Origin of the sequence: Bradyrhizobium sp. ISRA442, assembly GCF_038085055.1 — a bacterium.
Taxonomy (GTDB): Bacteria; Pseudomonadota; Alphaproteobacteria; order Rhizobiales; family Xanthobacteraceae; genus Bradyrhizobium.
On record NZ_JALGCN010000003.1, the window covers coordinates 425,673 to 441,739 of the forward strand.

General features: G+C 64.3%; 12 protein-coding genes. 4 read left to right on the forward strand and 8 right to left on the reverse strand.

What is annotated here, in order from left to right:
- The first annotated feature begins 8 nt into the window (after positions 1 to 8).
- Together MTR72_RS08285 and MTR72_RS08290 are read left to right on the forward strand one after the other, a co-directional pair.
- Complete coding sequence (locus MTR72_RS08285) at positions 9 to 740, forward strand: amino acid ABC transporter ATP-binding protein (protein ID WP_280968342.1); 732 nt, start codon at positions 9 to 11, stop codon at positions 738 to 740.
- 246 nt (positions 741 to 986) lie between these two features.
- The gene (locus MTR72_RS08290) at positions 987 to 1,847 is read left to right on the forward strand and encodes a D-amino-acid transaminase (protein WP_280968343.1); all 861 of its coding nucleotides are present in this window, start codon (positions 987 to 989) and stop codon (positions 1,845 to 1,847) included.
- A gap of 175 nt (positions 1,848 to 2,022) precedes the next feature.
- On the opposite strand, the gene MTR72_RS08295 is transcribed toward MTR72_RS08290, so the two are convergent.
- The 3 genes from MTR72_RS08295 to MTR72_RS08305 all read right to left on the reverse strand — a co-directional run bounded on the left by MTR72_RS08295 (position 2,023) and on the right by MTR72_RS08305 (position 5,404).
- The gene (locus MTR72_RS08295) at positions 2,023 to 2,484 is read right to left on the reverse strand and encodes a carboxymuconolactone decarboxylase family protein (RefSeq protein ID WP_280968344.1); all 462 of its coding nucleotides are present in this window, start codon (positions 2,482 to 2,484) and stop codon (positions 2,023 to 2,025) included.
- Positions 2,485 to 2,513: 29 nt separating this feature from the next.
- A complete protein-coding gene (locus tag MTR72_RS08300) occupies positions 2,514 to 4,130 on the reverse strand; it encodes an MDR family MFS transporter (protein WP_280968345.1) in 1,617 nt (538 codons plus the stop codon).
- Positions 4,131 to 4,252: 122 nt separating this feature from the next.
- Positions 4,253 to 5,404 carry an HlyD family secretion protein gene (locus tag MTR72_RS08305; protein ID WP_280968346.1) on the reverse strand — a complete coding sequence of 384 codons (1,152 nt, stop codon included), beginning with the start codon at positions 5,402 to 5,404 and terminating at the stop codon, positions 4,253 to 4,255.
- Positions 5,405 to 5,545: 141 nt separating this feature from the next.
- Between MTR72_RS08305 and MTR72_RS08310 the strand changes: the two genes are divergently transcribed.
- Positions 5,546 to 6,457 (forward strand): LysR family transcriptional regulator, encoded by a 912-nt coding sequence (locus MTR72_RS08310; RefSeq protein WP_280968347.1) that lies wholly within the window; start codon positions 5,546 to 5,548, stop codon positions 6,455 to 6,457.
- Positions 6,458 to 6,750: 293 nt separating this feature from the next.
- Here MTR72_RS08310 and iaaH read toward each other — a convergent pair whose 3' ends face one another.
- Positions 6,751 to 8,178: an indoleacetamide hydrolase gene (gene iaaH / locus MTR72_RS08315; protein ID WP_280970840.1), complete on the reverse strand. Its 1,428-nt coding sequence runs from the start codon at positions 8,176 to 8,178 to the stop codon at positions 6,751 to 6,753.
- A gap of 180 nt (positions 8,179 to 8,358) precedes the next feature.
- On the reverse strand, positions 8,359 to 11,790 hold the full coding sequence (locus MTR72_RS08320; protein WP_280968348.1) for an indolepyruvate ferredoxin oxidoreductase family protein: 3,432 nt from the start codon (positions 11,788 to 11,790) through the stop codon (positions 8,359 to 8,361).
- Positions 11,791 to 11,943: 153 nt separating this feature from the next.
- On the opposite strand from MTR72_RS08320, the gene MTR72_RS08325 reads away from it, so the two are divergent.
- A complete protein-coding gene (locus MTR72_RS08325; RefSeq protein ID WP_280968349.1) occupies positions 11,944 to 12,399 on the forward strand; it encodes an Lrp/AsnC family transcriptional regulator in 456 nt (151 codons plus the stop codon).
- Positions 12,400 to 12,534: 135 nt separating this feature from the next.
- Here MTR72_RS08325 and MTR72_RS08330 read toward each other — a convergent pair whose 3' ends face one another.
- The 3 genes from MTR72_RS08330 to MTR72_RS08340 are packed head-to-tail and all read right to left on the reverse strand — an operon-like array spanning position 12,535 to position 15,777.
- Positions 12,535 to 13,320: a fumarylacetoacetate hydrolase family protein gene (locus tag MTR72_RS08330; RefSeq protein ID WP_341510294.1), complete on the reverse strand. Its 786-nt coding sequence runs from the start codon at positions 13,318 to 13,320 to the stop codon at positions 12,535 to 12,537.
- A gap of 14 nt (positions 13,321 to 13,334) precedes the next feature.
- Positions 13,335 to 14,702 (reverse strand): LLM class flavin-dependent oxidoreductase, encoded by a 1,368-nt coding sequence (locus tag MTR72_RS08335; RefSeq protein WP_280968351.1) that lies wholly within the window; start codon positions 14,700 to 14,702, stop codon positions 13,335 to 13,337.
- Positions 14,703 to 14,724: 22 nt separating this feature from the next.
- The gene (locus MTR72_RS08340) at positions 14,725 to 15,777 is read right to left on the reverse strand and encodes an Ldh family oxidoreductase (protein ID WP_280968352.1); all 1,053 of its coding nucleotides are present in this window, start codon (positions 15,775 to 15,777) and stop codon (positions 14,725 to 14,727) included.
- Positions 15,778 to 16,067 lie beyond the last annotated feature (290 nt).

Below are 16,067 nucleotides of genomic sequence, written 5' to 3' on the forward strand. Positions count from 1 at the left end.
AGCCCGTCATGATCCAGATCAGCCACGTCGACAAATGGTACAGCGCCGCATTTCAGGTGCTGAAGGATTGCACAACCCACGTCGCCAAGGGCGAGGTGGTGGTGGTCTGCGGCCCCTCGGGCTCGGGCAAGTCCACGCTGATCAAATGCGTCAACGCGCTAGAGCCGTTCCAGAAGGGCGACATCATCGTTGACGGCACCAAGGTCAACGACCCCAAGACCGATCTGCCGAAGCTGCGCGCCCGCGTCGGCATGGTGTTCCAGCACTTCGAGCTGTTCCCGCACCTGAAGATCATCGACAATCTCTGCCTCGCCCAGGAGAAGGTGCTGGGCCGCGCGCATGACAAGGCGGTTACCAAGGGCATGATGCTGCTGGAGCGCGTCGGCTTGAAGGAGCATGCGCAGAAATTCCCGGCGCAGCTCTCCGGCGGCCAGCAGCAGCGCGTCGCCATCGCACGCGCGCTGGCGATGGATCCCATCGCCATGCTGTTCGACGAGCCGACCTCGGCGCTCGATCCCGAGATGATCAGCGAGGTGCTCGACGTCATGGTCGACCTCGCCCGCGAGGGCATGACCATGATGGTGGTCACCCACGAGATGGGCTTTGCGCGCAAGGTCGCCAACCGCGTGATCTTCATGGACCGCGGCGAGATCGTCGAGGACGCGCCGAAGGACGACTTCTTCGGCAAGCCGCGCAGCGACCGCGCGCAGAAGTTCTTGTCGAAGATTTTGTCGCATTAACTCCCATCGTCATTCCACATTGCGCGCTTGCGCAATGGGGATGGCCCGAAAGGGCCAGGCCCGGAATCCATACCCCCGAGCGGTGGTTATGGATTCTCAGATGCGCAATTGCGCATCAGAGCTTGCCGCTTCGCGTCGCCCCATTGCGCGATTGCGCAATGTGGAATGACGGGTTGAGGGTTTCGTGGCATCAGCAAATCTCGTATAGAAGCTGCGAAATCCCCATTTCCCGCCAGGAGACCTGCCTTGGACTCGATCGCCTACGTCAACGGCTCATTCGTCCCGCTTTCGGACGCCAAGATCTCGATCCTCGACCGCGGCTTCCTCTTTGCCGACGGCATCTATGAGGTCGCGGCCGTGCTCGACGGCAAGCTGGTCGACAATGCCTCGCACCTGGCGCGGCTGGAGCGTTCGGTCGGCGAGATCAAGCTGAAGATGCCGGTGACGGTCGAGCGCATCACCGAGATCCAGAAAGAGCTCGTGGCGCGCAACAAGGTTGCCAACGGCCTCGTCTACCTCCAGGTCACGCGCGGCGCCGACAAGGGCCGCGACTTCGCGTTCCCCAAGGGCGACGTGGAGTCGAGCCTGGTGATGTTCACCTCGGAGAAGGACATCGTCGGCGCGTCCTCGGCCAAGACTGGAATCAACGTGATCACGGTGCCCGACATCCGCTGGGAGCGGCGCGACATCAAGAGCGTGGCGCTGCTCGCGCAGGTGCTGGCGAAGCAGGCCGCGGCGGAAGCCGGTGCCGGCGAAGCCTGGATGCTCGAAGACGGTTTCGTCACCGAGGGCGGCTCGTCGTCGGCGTTCATCCTGACCCAGGACGACGTCATCGTGACCCGCCAGAACTCCAACGCGATCCTGCCGGGCTGCACCCGCAAGGCCGTGGTCGCGCTCGCCGAAGAACGTCAGCTCCGCGTCGAGGAGCGCGCCTTCACGGTCGCCGAAGCGCTCGCCGCCAAGGAGGCTTTCATCACCTCGGCCTCGCTGTTCGTGCAGCCGGTGGTCGCGATCGACGGCAAGAAGGTCGGCGACGGCAAGCCCGGCCCGATCGCGACGCGACTGCGTGAGATCTACGTGGAGTTCGCCAAGGCGACGGCGGTGTAAGAGGGCGTCGCTAACCGGCGATGACGGTCGCCGCAGCCACACACTCCGCTGTCATCGCCCGCGAAGGCGGGCGATCCAGTACGCCGCGGCCGTGCATGAGACGTCAGGCGTCTCTGGAATACTGGATGCCCCGCTTTCGCGGGGTATGACAGTCGAGAGTGTGGCAGTGGCATCGTCACGCCACGGACGCCTTCACCTTCACCGGATGCACCGAGCGGAATGCGATCGCGAGCCTGTTCCAGGCGTTGATCGTCGCGATCAGCATGGTCAGGTTGACCGTCTCCTCGTCCGAGAATTGCGCGCGTACCTGCTCGTAGACGTCGTCGGGAGCGTGCGTTTCCGAGATCATCGTCACGGACTCGGTCCAGGCCAATGCGGCGCGCTCACGATCGGTATAGAGCGGGGATTCGCGCCAGGCGTTGAGCAGATAAATGCGCTGCTCGGTCTCGCCGCGCTTGCGCGCATCCTCGGTGTGCATGTTGATGCAGAACGCGCAGCCGTTGATTTGCGAGGCTCGGATCTTGACGAGCTCGATCAGCGATTTCTCGAGGCCGGTCGACTGGATCTGCTGTTCCAGCGCCGTCAGCGCCTTGAGCGTATCGGGTGCGGCCTGGTAGAAATTCATGCGGGGTTTCATAGTCGTTCTCCTTGCTTCTCGGGTTGATCTTAGTGGGCTTCCCCGGCCGAGATATGGCCGGGCTTCTTCAGGAAGAGGGCGGCGACCAGGGCCACGATCAATGCCATGCCGAGCAGATAGAAGGTGTCGCTGAAGGCGAGGATATAGGCCTGCTTCTGCACGATATGACCGATCGCGACAAAGGCGCGATGTGACGCGTCGGCGCGGTCGAGGACGCCGTGATTGACGAAATATTGCGTGAGCTGCTCGAGCCGCGTCCGGGTCGCCTGCTCGAACACCGAGACCGACTGCATCAGCACGTTGGAGTGATACTGTTCGCGTTTGGTCAGCACGGTCTGCAGCAGCGCGATGCCGACGGCGCCGCCGAGATTGCGCATCATGTTGAACAGGCCGGAGGCTGAGCCGGCATTTTCCGGCTCGATGCCGGCGGTCGCGACCGCCGACAGCGGTGCCATCACCAGCGCCTGACCGATCGCACGGACGATGTTGGGCCACAGGAGCTGGTCGGCCGCGTAGTCGCTGGTCATGTAGATGTTCATGAAGTTGGAGCCTGCGAACAGCACGAAGCCGACGCCGATGATGATCCGCGCATCGAATCTCTGCATGAGACGCGGCACCAGCGGGATCAGCACGAGCTGCGGCAGGCCGGTCCAGGCCAGCACCATGCCGATCTGCTCGGCATTGTAGCCCTGAATGCGGGACAGGTATTGCGGCAGGATGAAGACCGAGCCGTAGAGCGCGATGCCGAGCAGGAAATTCGCGAGCATGCCGAAGCCGAAATTGCGGCGAACCAGGAGGCGCAGGTTCAAAAGCGGCTTCTTCACCGTGAGCTCGATGATCAGGAAAGCAGTCAGTGCGACTGCCGCGATTACGGACAGCTTGACGATGAAGGGCGAACCGAACCAGTCGTCCTTGTTGCCTTCCTCGAGCACGGTCTGAAGTGCGGACAGCCCGATCGCCATGGTGATGATGCCCGCCCAGTCGCCGTCGCGCAGGAGTGACAGCTTCATGGGCTTGGCTTCCAGGGCGTACCAGAGCATGCCGACCATGACCGCACCGGGAACGAGGTTGACGTAGAAGATGTACTCCCAACCGAAATTCTCGGTGAGATAGCCGCCGATGGTCGGGCCGATTGCGGGGGCGAATGTCGCCGAGAGCGCGAACAGCGCAAGTCCGACCGGCTGCTTGGCGCGTGGCAACAGCGTGATGATCAGGGTGAATGCCATCGGGATCAGCACGCCGCCGGTAAAACCTTGCACCGCGCGCAGCACGATCATCTGCGGCAGGTCCTGCGCCAGCGCGCAGGCCGCGGACAGAGTCAGGAACAGGACCGCGTTGGTCAGCAGATAGATGCGGATCGAGAACACTTGCGCGAGCCAGCCGGAGAGCGGGATCACCACGATCTCGGCGATCAAATAGGAGGTCGAGATCCAGCCGCCATCGTCGATGCCGGCGCCGATCGCGCCCTGGATGTCGGCGAGCGAGGCGTTGACGATTTGGATGTTCAGCACCGCCATGAAGGCGCCGAGCGTGGCGCCGACCACCGCGATCCAGGTTTTTGCGGAGACTGCGGGCGTCGCGAGCGCGGTCGAGGCGGGAATGCTGGCGGCCGATGCGGCGTTGAGGGCGGGTTGGAGCGTGCTCATGGAAGCCTCGTCTCGGTTTCTCTGAGGCAGGATGCATTAGGCGGATCGTTTCGATAATCGGGGAAGCCTTGGAAGGATCGTCCGGCAGGACTTGATAATCCTGCCGCAAGCTATGGACGACCTCAGCTTCCGTTCGGGCGTGCGGCGTTGTCAGCGAGGCGCTTGGCCCTGTCGCGCTCGGCCAGCACCGTCGCCTTGGTGTTGACCGTCGGCACCGCCGACATGCCGGGCCGCAACAGGCCTGTCAGGCGGTGGTCATCGAGTACGATCTTCACCGGCACGCGCTGAACGATCTTGGTGAAATTGCCAGTGGCATTGTCGGGCGGCAGCAGCGCGAATTCGAGCCCGCTCGCCGGCGACAGGCTGTCGACATGGCCGCGCAAAGCCTCGCTGCGGAAGCTGTCGATGTGCAGCTCGACCGGCTGGCCCGGGCGCATATGGGTGAGCTGCGTCTCCTTGAAATTCGCGACCACGTAGACCGCATCGAGCGGCACCACCGCCATCAACTGCGTGCCGGCCTGCACATACTGGCCGACGCGCAACGATCGGGCGCCGACCGTGCCGTCGACCGGCGCGGTGATCTCGGTATAGGACAGGTTCAGCGAGGCCTGCTCGGCGACTGCACGGGCACGGTCGAGCTGGGCAGCGGCCTGGGCGCGCTGCGTGGTGAGCACGTCGACCTTGCGCTGTGCGGCCAAGAGGCCCGATTTCGCGTGCTGCAATTGCGCGTTGCTGGCGCGCAGCGCCGCATCGGTCTGCTGTGCGCGCTGGATCGTGCCGGAGCCCGACTTCATCAGGTCGTCATAGCGGGCGCGCTCCTCCTGCGCGAATTTCAGATTGGCTTCCGCGGCGCCAACGTCGGCCGTGCTTTGCTCGATGATCGGCTGCTGCAATTCGAGCTGGGCATCGATGTTGCGCACGGAGGCTTCCGCGGCGGCGACGTCGGCGCGGGCCTGCTCGAGCGCGGCCTTGAAGTCGCGGTCGTCGATCTTCGCCAGCACCTGGCCCGCCCTGACCTTCTCGTTGTCGCCGACCAGGACCTGGGCGATGTAGCCCGAGACTTTCGGCGCGATGATCGTGGAATCGGCCTTCACATAGGCGTCATCGGTGGATTCCAGGTAGCGACCGGTGGTCAGGTAGCTGTAGCCAAAGTCGCCGGCCGCGGCGACGCCAAGCACCAGCGCCAAGGCGAGGGCTGCTCGCTTGATTGCTTGCCGTGATGGGCGGAGGCTGATTTTGTCTTTTGTTTCAGTAACGTAAGAAGCGTTCGACATGACATCCTCCGGATCGCCAGACGTCCCGTTCCGAAGGGGCGCTGCTGTCGAGCGTGAAGATGCGCTGTCCTAGTGCTTGTGATAATCCCGGAAGGATTGGAAGCATTATCCAGCAATAGCGGATAATCGGAGCCTCACGAGATGGACCGCTTCACCAGCCTCACGGCCTTCGTCCGGGTGGTCGAGAATGGCGGCTTTTCCGCCGCCGCCCGCCGGCTCAACATGTCGACGACCATGGTGAGCAACCATGTGCAGGCACTGGAGGATCGGCTCGGGGTGAGGCTGCTCAACCGCACCACGCGCAAGGTGAGCCTGACCGAAATCGGCAAGGCCTATTACGACCGCTCCACGCAGATCCTCGCCGATCTTGAACAGGCGGACGACATCGCGAGCGAGTTGCAATCGGTGCCACGGGGCACGCTGCGCATCCACTCGGCCACGCATATGGTGCCGTTCGTCGCGCCGGTGGTGGCAAAGCTCCTGTCCACCTATCCGGAGATCAAGGTCGATCTGCGCATGGGCGAGGCCGAGGTCGATCTGATCGAGGACGGCTACGACGTTGCCCTGCGCATGACCTCGCCGCCGGATTCGAGCCTGATCGTCCGCAGCCTCGCCACCTGGCGTCACGTGCTGTGCTGCTCGCACGACTATATCGAGAAGCATGGTCGCGTGCAGAAGCTCGATGAGCTCACCGCGCATAATTGCGGTCGTCATCTGAATTACCCCTTTGGCGACGACTGGCGCTTCTTCGATCGCAAGGGAACGCCGACATCGGTGCGCATCTCCGGCAGCTTCGTCACCAACAGCGGCGAGGCGTTGCGGAAAGTGGCGCTGGAAGGCGGCGCCGTCTGCCTGATGGCCGGCTTCCTCGTTCGCGACGATCTCGAAGCCGGCCATCTGGTTCGGCTGTTGCCCGAATACCGGCCGGTCGAGATGTCAATGAATGCGGTCTACCCGCACCGGCATCATCTGTCCGCGAAGGTCAGGACCTTCATCGACATGCTGGTGCAGCACAGTGCGGAGCAGCAGAAGCTGATCAATCCTTATTCTTGATGCGCCGGATCCTTTTCCAACACGGCAGGTGTCCATTGTGGGGCCAGCCTTCCCCGCACGTTCGTGGTGCGAACGTGCCTGGCCTCATGGTTCGAAAAGCGCCGTAAGGCGGCGCTCCTCACCATGACGGTCTGGGATTTCGCCGCGAAACAAGACCTCATCCTGAGGAGCCCGCGACAGGCGGGCGTCTCGAAGGCTGGGCCGCAAGGAGGAGGCCGCCTGCCCCTCCTGCATGCAGGGGAGGGAGCGCCCCCTCCGCCGCGGTTCGCAACCAGACTTGATCTCACCATGCTCTAGCGCGCCGGCGGCGGCAGCCGCCCGAACACCTTCTCCATTGCCATTCCGATCGCCAGCAGCCTCCTGTCGCTTCCAGCGGGCCCATCGAGCTCGAGTCCGACCGGCAATTTGCTCGACGCGCCCAGCGCAACCGGAATCTGGATGCCGGGAATGCCGGCATTGCTGCCGGGGTCGGTGTTCTGGATGAAGAGCAGGAAATTCGGCAGGCTGCTGGAATCGGGGTTTGCGGCGATCGCGACTTTCGGTGTGGTCGGGAAGGCGATGGCATCGAGCCGGTTCTTGGCGAATGTGTCCCGATAGAGCGCCCGGAGCGCCGGCCGCCCGGCCTTCATGGCCGCATCATAGGCCGGCTTGGCGTCAACGACCGTGTTGTCGGGACCAGGCAATTTGCGTGGGATGACGAGGCCGTCATAGGTGCCCTTCACGTCAGGGCTCGCGATCTCCTTCGCGAGTGCCGCGATGGTGAGCCCGGTACCGGTGTGCCTGAGATAGGCGACCATGTCGTCGTTGGCCTCGAAGATCGCCACGGGGAAGCTCACCTTGCCGTTGAGCTCGGCGAGCTCCGGCATCTCGACATCGACCACGCTCGCGCCTTGCGCCCTCAGCTTGTCGATCGCTCCTTTGAAAGCGGCATCGGTATCGTCGTCGAGATTGGTGAGCATGGTCTTCACCACGCCGATGCGCACCTGCTTCAGATCGGCCGGTGCGATCGCGCCGCCGCCGACGATGATACGGTCGAGCGCCGCCACATCCGTCATCGTTGCGGCCATCGGGCCGGCGGTATCGCGGGTATGAGAGATCGGCGCGATGCCCGCTTGCGGGTAGCGGCCGACGGTCGGCCGCAGCGACGCGCAGCCATTGAGTGCGCAGGGAATCCGGACCGACCCGCCGGTGTCCGTGCCGAGGCCCGCGGTGACGATCCGCGCGCCGATCGCGGCGGCCGTTCCGGACGATGAGCCGCCGGCGATCTTGCTGGTGTCATAGACGTTGCGCACGCCGGGCTCGCCACCGGTCTTGAAGCCGGCATTGTAGCCGGAGATGCCGAAGGCGAGCTCGTGCATGTTGGTCTTGCCGATGATGATCGCACCGGCCGCGCGCAGCTTCGCCGCGACAGGAGCATCCTTCTTCGGCACGAAGTTCTTGAGGGCCGGCGTGCCGGCGCTGGAGGGCAGCCCCGCGACCTCGATATTGTCCTTGATCACAACCGGTACGCCGCCGAGCGGCCGGCACGCGCCCTTCCTGCGCCGCGCGTCGAAGGCCTCGGCGGCCTTTGTAGCGCCGGCCTCGTCCAGCGTGATGAAGGCGTTAAGGTTGGGGTTGGCCTTGGCGCGCGCCAGCACTGCCGAGGTCAGCGCCTTGCTGGTGATCTTGCCGGCACAGAGATCGGCCGCGGCCTGGGTCATGGTCAACTGGTCGAGATCGATCACCGGTTGGGCGAGGACGGATGCAGGTAGCGCGCCGGCGACAAGGATGAAGCTTGCGATGGCTGAATTCAGCGGAAATGGTCTGCGTTGCATGAGGCTCCCCATCGATGAAAGTGACGGGGCAGCTTACCTCGCCGCCATGGCGACGCGTGTCCCATTTTTGAGGAGGAAGCACGCTCCTCAGGCTGCCTTGGCGGCGGCGGGCCGGTCCAGCAAGGACGCGACCTCGGCTTTCACTTTCGCGATGGCGGCGTCCTTCACCGGGCCGTAGCCGCGGATTTCCATCGGCGCCCTGGCGATCACGACCATGTCGGATAGGCTGGTCGCATCAAGCCGGGCGAGCATCGTCTCGATCAAGCCTTCATACCAGCCGATCAGCTCGCGCTCGGCGCGCCGCTCGGCCGTGTAGCCGAACGGATCGAACGGCGTGCCGCGCAGCAGCTTGAGGCGAGCCAAGATTGCCAGCGGCGTCTGGATCCACTGGCCGAAGGCGCGCTTGCGCGGCCGACCACGTGCGTCGCGCTTTGAGGCGAGGAAGGGGGGCGCGAGATGGTATTTGATCTTGAAATCGCCGTCGAACTCGCGGTTCAGCGTGTCGAGGAAGCCCGTCTGCATGTGCAGGCGCGCCACTTCGTATTCGTCCTTGTAGGCCATCAGCTTGAACAAGGAGCGCGCAACCGCATCGGTCAGCGCCTCGCTGCCGAGCCTGGACTCGGCACGGCGCACCTTCGCGATCGCCCCACGATAGTGCGCGGCATAGGCCGCATGCTGATAGCCGGTCAGGAATTCGGCGCGACGATCGATCACCTGATCGAGTGTCTCGGCCACGGGATCATCTTCGGGTTTGGTGAGAAACTCCGGATCGGCGGCGGCGATCCGGCCCCAGGCAAAGGCCTGCTTGTTGCGCTCGACCGCGACGCCGTTGAGCTCGATCGCGCGCAGCAGCGCTTGCAGCGAGAGCGGCACCAGCCCGCGCTGCCAGGCAAAGCCAAGCATGATGATGTTGGCATAGACGGCATCGCCGAGCTGGCTTTCGGCCAGCGCGTTGGCGTTGATCGTGTCGAGATTGCCCTCGCCAATGACCCGACCGATGGCGCGCAGGCGGGCAGGCGAGGCGAGATCGGCGTCGCGGAAGCGCACGACGTCGCCGGTCGGCATTTCCGCGGTGTTGATCGCTGCGCGCGTGCCGTGGCGATAGGTGCCGGACGCCTTGGGCGAGGAGCTCACCACGAGATCGCAGCCGATCAGCGCATCGGCTGCACCCTGATCGATGCGGACCTGATGCAACGCCTGGGGGGACGCGGCCAGGCGGATGTAGCTCAGCACGGGGCCGAATTTTTGCGCAAAGCCCGTGAAGTCCAGCACCGAGACGCCACGGCGTTCGAGGTGCGCTGCCATGCCGATCAGCGCACCGACGGTGATCACGCCGGTGCCGCCGACGCCAGTTACGAGCAAATCGTAAGGACGCTCGAGCATTGCCGGGGTGGGCGGGGCAAGCGTGGCGGCACGGCCGATCGCGTCGATATTGCTTGCGGTCCTCGCCCGGCGCGTGGCGCCTTCGACGGTGACGAAGCTTGGGCAGAAGCCGTTGAGACAGGAGAAATCCTTGTTGCAGGCCGACAGATTGATCCGGCGCTTGCGGCCGAGCGGAGTCTCCTTCGGTTCGACGCTGAGGCAGTTGGATTCGACCGAGCAGTCGCCGCAGCCCTCGCAGACGAGATCATTGATATAGGCAAAGCGTTTCGGATCAGCCATCTGTCCGCGCTTGCGCTGCCGCCGCTTCTCGGTGGCGCAGGTCTGCTGGTAGATCAGCACGGAGACGCCGGGGACGTCGCGTAGCTCGCGCTGCACGGCGTCCATCTCCTCGCGCGGATGGATGGTGACGTCAATGGGCAGGTCCGCCAGCGAAAACTGCGAAGGCTCGTCCGACGCCAGCGCGATGCGCGAAACGCCTTCGGCGCGGACGCTGTGGGCGATGGCCTGCACGCTGACGGGGCCGTCGACCGGCTGGCCGCCGGTCATGGCGACGGCGTCGTTGAACAGGATCTTGTAGGTGATGTTCGCGCCTGCCGCGATCGCCTGCCGGATCGCCATCGAGCCGGAATGATAATAGGTACCTTCGCCGAGATTCTGGAACACGTGCTTGTCGCCGGTGAATCTCGACGAGGCCGCCCAGTTCACGCCTTCGCCGCCCATCTGGATCAGCGAGGACGTTTCGCGATCCATCCAGCTCGCCATGAAATGGCAGCCGATGCCGGCCAGCGCCTTCGATCCCTCCGGCACCTTTGTCGACGTGTTGTGCGGGCAGCCTGAGCAGAAGTACGGCGTGCGCGTTGCACCAGTGACGCTGATCGTGCGCTCTGGCTCCGGCACCAAGGCGGCCGCCCGCACGGCGAGATTGAGGCCCGGAAACATCGGATCGAGCCGGCGCGCGAGCACGCCTGCGAGCGCCCGCGGAGACAATTCGCCGATCCAGGAGATCAGCCGCGCGCCGGTCTCGTCATGCTTGCCGACCATGCGCTCGGGCTTCGCGCCGGGATAGTCATAGAAATACTCCTTGAACTGGCTCTCGATGATGCCGCGCTTCTCCTCGACCACGAGGATCTCGCGCTTGCCCTTCACGAATTCCATCGCGTCGTGCAGCGCCAGCGGCCAGACCATGCCGACCTTGTAGACGTCGATGCCGATGCTGCGGCACGCCGTTTCATCGAGGCCGATCAACCGCAGCGCCTCCATCAGGTCGAGATGGGCCTTGCCTGTCGTGACGATGCCGTAGGTGGCATTGGGAATGTCGTAGATGTGCCGATCAATCGGATTGGCTTTTGCGAAGGCATAGACCGCGTGCTTCTTCGCCTCCAGCCGCTCCTCGATCTGCGGGCCCGGCAGGTCGGGCCAGCGATAGTGCAGCCCTCCGGGCGGCGGCGTGAAGTCAGGCCTGCGGAAGAGGCGCGACGGGCGCAGTGCGACCGAGGCGCCGGATTCCACGATCTCCGAGATCGCCTTGAAGCCGACCCACATGCCGGAGAAGCGGCTCAGCGCGTAGCCATACTCGCCGAACTCGAGATACTCGCTGATGCTGGCCGGGTGCAGCGTCGGCATGAACCAGCTCATGAAGGCGACGTCGGACTGGTGCGGCATCGAGGAGGAAACGCAGCCATGGTCATCGCCGGCGACCACCAGCACCCCGCCATGCGGCGAGGAGCCATAGGCGTTGCCGTGCTTCAGCGCGTCGCCCGAGCGGTCGACGCCGGGGCCCTTGCCGTACCAGAGCCCGAACACGCCATCGACCTCGCGATCTGCCTGCGTCTCGACCTGCTGCGAGCCGAGCACTGCGGTTGCCGCGAGGTCTTCGTTCACAGCGGGGAGGAATTCGATGCGATCCCGCTTCAATTGCTCCTTGATGCGCCAGAGTTCGAGATCGATGCCGCCGAGTGGTGAGCCGCGATAGCCGGAGATGAAGCCGGCGGTGTTGAGCCCGCTCGCGCGGTCGCGCCTCGCCTGGTCGAGCGCGACGCGGACGATCGCCTGCGTGCCGGTGAGAAAGACGCGGCCCTCCGCGCGGTCGTAGCGGTCGGATAGTTCGTAGGCGTCGAGTGACGGAATGGCGTCCATGCGGACCTCCCGCGGCATCCCTGCCGGATCTGCGAAGGTTAAGCCCGGGCCGCTGGTAGGTTTTACCTATTTGTTCCGATATGATGCCGAAATCGGTAAATTTTTGTGCATTGTGGCCAAATGTGGTATAAACTACCGACCTGAGAGGTTTTCATGATCGAGGACCAGGACGCCCGGATACTCGCCCATCTTCAGAAGGATGGCCGCGCCACAAACCAGCAGCTTGCGGATGAGGTCGGCATGTCGACCTCGGCCTGCTGGCGCCGGGTGCGCGCGCTCGAGGAGAGCGGCGTCATCCAGGGCTATGCGGCGCTGGTTGCGCGCGAGCGGGCGGGGTTTGCGATGTCCGCCATCCTCCACGTCTCGCTGGAGCGGCACGACGCAAAATTCGTCGATGAGTTCGTTGCGCGGGTGACCAAGCGGCGGGAGGTGCTGGAATGCTTTGCGACCACCGGCGACGCCGACTATCACCTGCGCGTCGTGGTGCAGGACATGACCGCCTACAACAGGTTTCTCGACGAATTCATGTTCCGCATTCCCGGCATCCGCTACGTCCGCAGCAACGTGGTGCTGAAGGAGATCAAGACCGGAGTGGCGCTGCCATTTTGATTTCGCGGCGCTTGCAAGTCTATCCCCTCATCCTGAGGAGGCTGCGCAGCGGCCGTCTCGAAGGGCGAGGTCACCAGCGGGCCTTCATCCTTCGAGACGCTTGCTTCGCGAGCTCCTCAGGATGAGGATCAAGAGCTACCGCCCCTCCCGCACAAACCGATTGCGCAGCGTGCCGATGCCGGTGATGTCGATCTCCACGACGTCGCCATGCTTGATGTCGGGCGAGGCGCCGTCCGTGCCCATCCAGATCGCGTCGCCCGGCCATAGCGTAAAATACTTCGTCAGCTCGACCAGGAACGGAACCACGCCGAAGATCATGTCATTGGTGCGGAAGCGGTTGGTCTCCTTGCCGTTGACCCTGACGACGGTTTCCATGGCGCCGAGATCGGCCTCCGTCTCGATCCACGGTCCCATCGGCTTGAACGTGTCGGCGTTCTTCGACCGCCACAGGCCGCGATCGGCCTTCTGCCAGGTTCGCTCGCTGACGTCGTTACCGATGGTGTAGCCGAACACGCAATCCATCGCGTTCGCCTCGGTGAGGTGCTTCACCTTCTTGCCGATGACGACGACGAGCTCGGCTTCATAGTGGATCTTCTCGGTCGCGAATGAGGGGATCACGACGTCCTCGTCATGCGCGATCAGCGCATTCTGGGCGCGATAGCCGATCTCGGGTCTATCAGGGACGGCCGGAATCTCGCCGCGCTTGTCGGCGGCTTCCTTGAGATGCTTCAGGTAGTTCAACCCGACGCAATAGAAGGTGCGCGGCACCAGCGGCAGCTCGATCTTCACCTCCGACAGCGGATGCGTGAGCGAGGTGCGACGCCAGTCACTGAGGGGATCGCCATCGACCGCGATCACCTGGTCGCCTTCAATGACGCCCCAGGAGGTCTTGCCTGAGGCGGTGAATTTCAGCCAGCGCATAGTGTGTCCCCGTTTTATTCCGCGGCATCACGCGGCTGTGCCTTCCACGCACCCGCCGCCGGCCGCTTCAGCCCCAGATTCTCGCGCAGCGTCTTGCCGCGATAGTCCTTCTGGAACAATCCGCGCCGTTGCAGCTCCGGCACGACGTGGCGCACGAAATCGGCGTAGGAGCCGGGCACGTAGGTCGCGGCGATGACGAAGCCGTCGCAGCCGCGCTCGACGAACATCTCCTCGAGCTTGTCGGCGATCTCCTTGGGCCCGCCGACCATTGCGTCCTGCACCTGGCCGCGTCCGGAGAAGGTGACGAAATCGCGCGCGCTCGGATTGCTCTTGCCCGATGTTTTCAGCACGCCGTCGCGAATGCCCAGGATGCCCTGCATGCTCTTCAGTTCGTCTGTGGTCAGCGGTTCATCGAGCCCCTTGGACGCGAAATCGTAATTGAGGGCTTCGGCGAGCAGCGACAGCGCGTCGATCTGGAGCGGCAGCTTGTTGATCAGCGCCATCCTGTCCTCGGCCTCGGCTTTGGTCGCGGCGCAGACCGGCGTCGTCAGGTTGCAGAGGAACATCTGGTCGGGATCGCGGCCGGCCTTGGCGGCTTCGCTGCGCACGGCCGTGTAGCCGTCCTTGGCGCTCGCGAGGTTGCGTGCGGCGGTGAAGATGACCTCGCCCCAGCGGCCGGCAAAGCGCTGGCCGCGGCCGGATGCACCGGCCTGGATGATCACGGGATGGCCCTGGTCCGAGCGCGGCACGGTGAACGGCCCGCGCGATTTGAAGAACTCGCCCTTGTGGTCGAGCCGCTTCACCTTGGTCGGATCGGCAAAGCGGCCGCTCGTCTTGTCCATGATGAGCGCGCCATCTTCCCAGGTGTCCCAATGGCCGAGCACGACCTCCATGAACTCATCGGCACGATCGTAGCGGGAGTCGTGCTCGGGATGGGAGTCCTTGCCCATGTTGAGCGCCTCGCCGTCGTTCAGCGAGGTGACGACGTTCCAGCCCGCGCGTCCGCCCGACATCAGGTCGAGGGTCGCAAAGCGGCGAGCGACATCGAACGGTTCGTAATAGGTGGTCGAGCAAGTCGCCCCTAGCCCGAGCTTCTCGGTGACCATGCCCATCGTGGTCAGCACGACGATCGGGTCCATCTTCACACAGCGGATGCCGTATTCGACGGTGTGGGCGTGATCGTTGCCGTAACGGTCCGGCATCGCCAGGCGATCGTCGAAGAACGCCATGTGGAACTTACCGGCCTCCAAAATTCTGGCGATCTCCTGGTAGTAGTCCGCGGACATCGAATCGTCGCGCGAGTCCGGATGCCGCCAGGAGCTCGGCAAGTTGGTGCAGTTCTGTGCCTGGAGGAATCCGACCAGTGCCATCTGCCGCGTCATGCTGCTGCTCTCCAAAATTCGGTCAGGCCAGATCGAGCTCTTTGTCGAGCTTGTAGTCGCGCGCGAGCGCACGCAGTTTGTCCCAGGTCGCATCCTCGATCTCGATGCCGTCGCGCAGCCGCTGCTGCTCGCGCTGGTGCTCGATCTCGCCGGGGTAGAACACGCCCTTGCTTCCCTCGGACGGCGGCGTCGATTTCAAATAGCGCGCGAACTCGGCGACCTCGCGCTTGAACTCCTTTAGCGGCCGGAACGCCGCGACATTGAACACCGCCATGAAGCAGCCGTCATTGTGCCGGCCGGTCGGCTCGACACCGAAGCCGAGCCCCGTCAGCAGGCCGCAAAGCACTTCGACCATGGCGGCGAGGCCGCTGCCTTTGTAGCCCTCGGTGCCGCCGAGCGGCAGCAGCGCGCCGCCCTTGCGGTACTGCGTGGGATCGGTGGTGTGCCGCCCCTCCGCATCGATGATCCATCCTGTCGGGATCTGCTCGCTGCGGGCCACCGCAAGCTGGATCTTGCCCGCGGCCACCGCTGAGGTCGCCATGTCCAGATAAAATGGCGCGTCGAGATCCGAGGGGACCGCGATCGAGATCGGGTTGGTGCCGAGCCGCGCCTCCCGGCCGCCAAAGGGCGCCACGTGCTTTGGTGAGCGACCGGAGTCCGCCGTCGCAATCCCGATCATGCCCTCGCGCATCGCCATCATCGGATAGGCGGCGAGCCGGCCGACATGGCTCTGTCGGAACACGGTGCAGGCGGCGACATTGGCCGTCTTCGCCTTCTCGATCGTGAGCGCCATCGCCTTGGCGTTGACGTGGAAGCCAAAACCCCAATTCCCGTCGATCACGGTCGTGGTCGGCGATTCCTGGACGATGGTCCATTGCGCGCCGGGGACGATGTGCCCGGCCTTGATGCGGTCGATGTAGGTGGGAACAGCGATGACGCCGTGCGAGTCGTGCCCCGCGAGATTGGCATTGACGCAACCGATCGCGACCGCGTCGGCTTCCTCGGTGGATGCCCCGGCGGCGCTGAGCAGCGCGGCGCTGATGCGCGTGAGGCGCTCGGCCTTGACGATCGGCATGGCGTTCCCTCGGTTCTCGCCCTGTGGCGCTGGTTGTTGCACCATCGTCTCAAAGCGCAGGTGCGATATCAATCTCCCGTAAACCAATACAGGGCTGCAAATTCGTAAAGAGAACGCGCCTTTCGTCGTGAGGCTGCGCCCGTGCACATCCCGTGAGGCGGTATTTTCGACAGTTTGCTAAGGGCTGTTCGCAGCTCGTTCACTTTGATCAACGGTTTGCATCGCGCAATAACGACCACTTAGTTGATCGGCGGCGATAACGTCCCGGGAAAAAACGGCAGAAATGCCCG

Bases quoted from the DNA above. Each gene is read 5' to 3' on its own strand.
- MTR72_RS08330 (WP_341510294.1), bottom strand. From the start codon at position 13,320: ATGCGCTGGCTGAAATTCACCGCCTCAGGCAAGACCTCCTGGGGCGTC.
- MTR72_RS08300 (WP_280968345.1), bottom strand. From the start codon at position 4,130: ATGAGCACGCTCCAACCCGCCCTCAACGCCGCATCGGCCGCCAGCATT.
- MTR72_RS08335 (WP_280968351.1), bottom strand. From the start codon at position 14,702: ATGACGCGGCAGATGGCACTGGTCGGATTCCTCCAGGCACAGAACTGC.
- MTR72_RS08305 (WP_280968346.1), bottom strand. From the start codon at position 5,404: ATGTCGAACGCTTCTTACGTTACTGAAACAAAAGACAAAATCAGCCTC.
- MTR72_RS08340 (WP_280968352.1), bottom strand. From the start codon at position 15,777: ATGCCGATCGTCAAGGCCGAGCGCCTCACGCGCATCAGCGCCGCGCTG.
- MTR72_RS08310 (WP_280968347.1), top strand. From the start codon at position 5,546: ATGGACCGCTTCACCAGCCTCACGGCCTTCGTCCGGGTGGTCGAGAAT.
- MTR72_RS08320 (WP_280968348.1), bottom strand. From the start codon at position 11,790: ATGGACGCCATTCCGTCACTCGACGCCTACGAACTATCCGACCGCTAC.
- MTR72_RS08325 (WP_280968349.1), top strand. From the start codon at position 11,944: ATGATCGAGGACCAGGACGCCCGGATACTCGCCCATCTTCAGAAGGAT.
- MTR72_RS08285 (WP_280968342.1), top strand. From the start codon at position 9: ATGATCCAGATCAGCCACGTCGACAAATGGTACAGCGCCGCATTTCAG.
- MTR72_RS08295 (WP_280968344.1), bottom strand. From the start codon at position 2,484: ATGAAACCCCGCATGAATTTCTACCAGGCCGCACCCGATACGCTCAAG.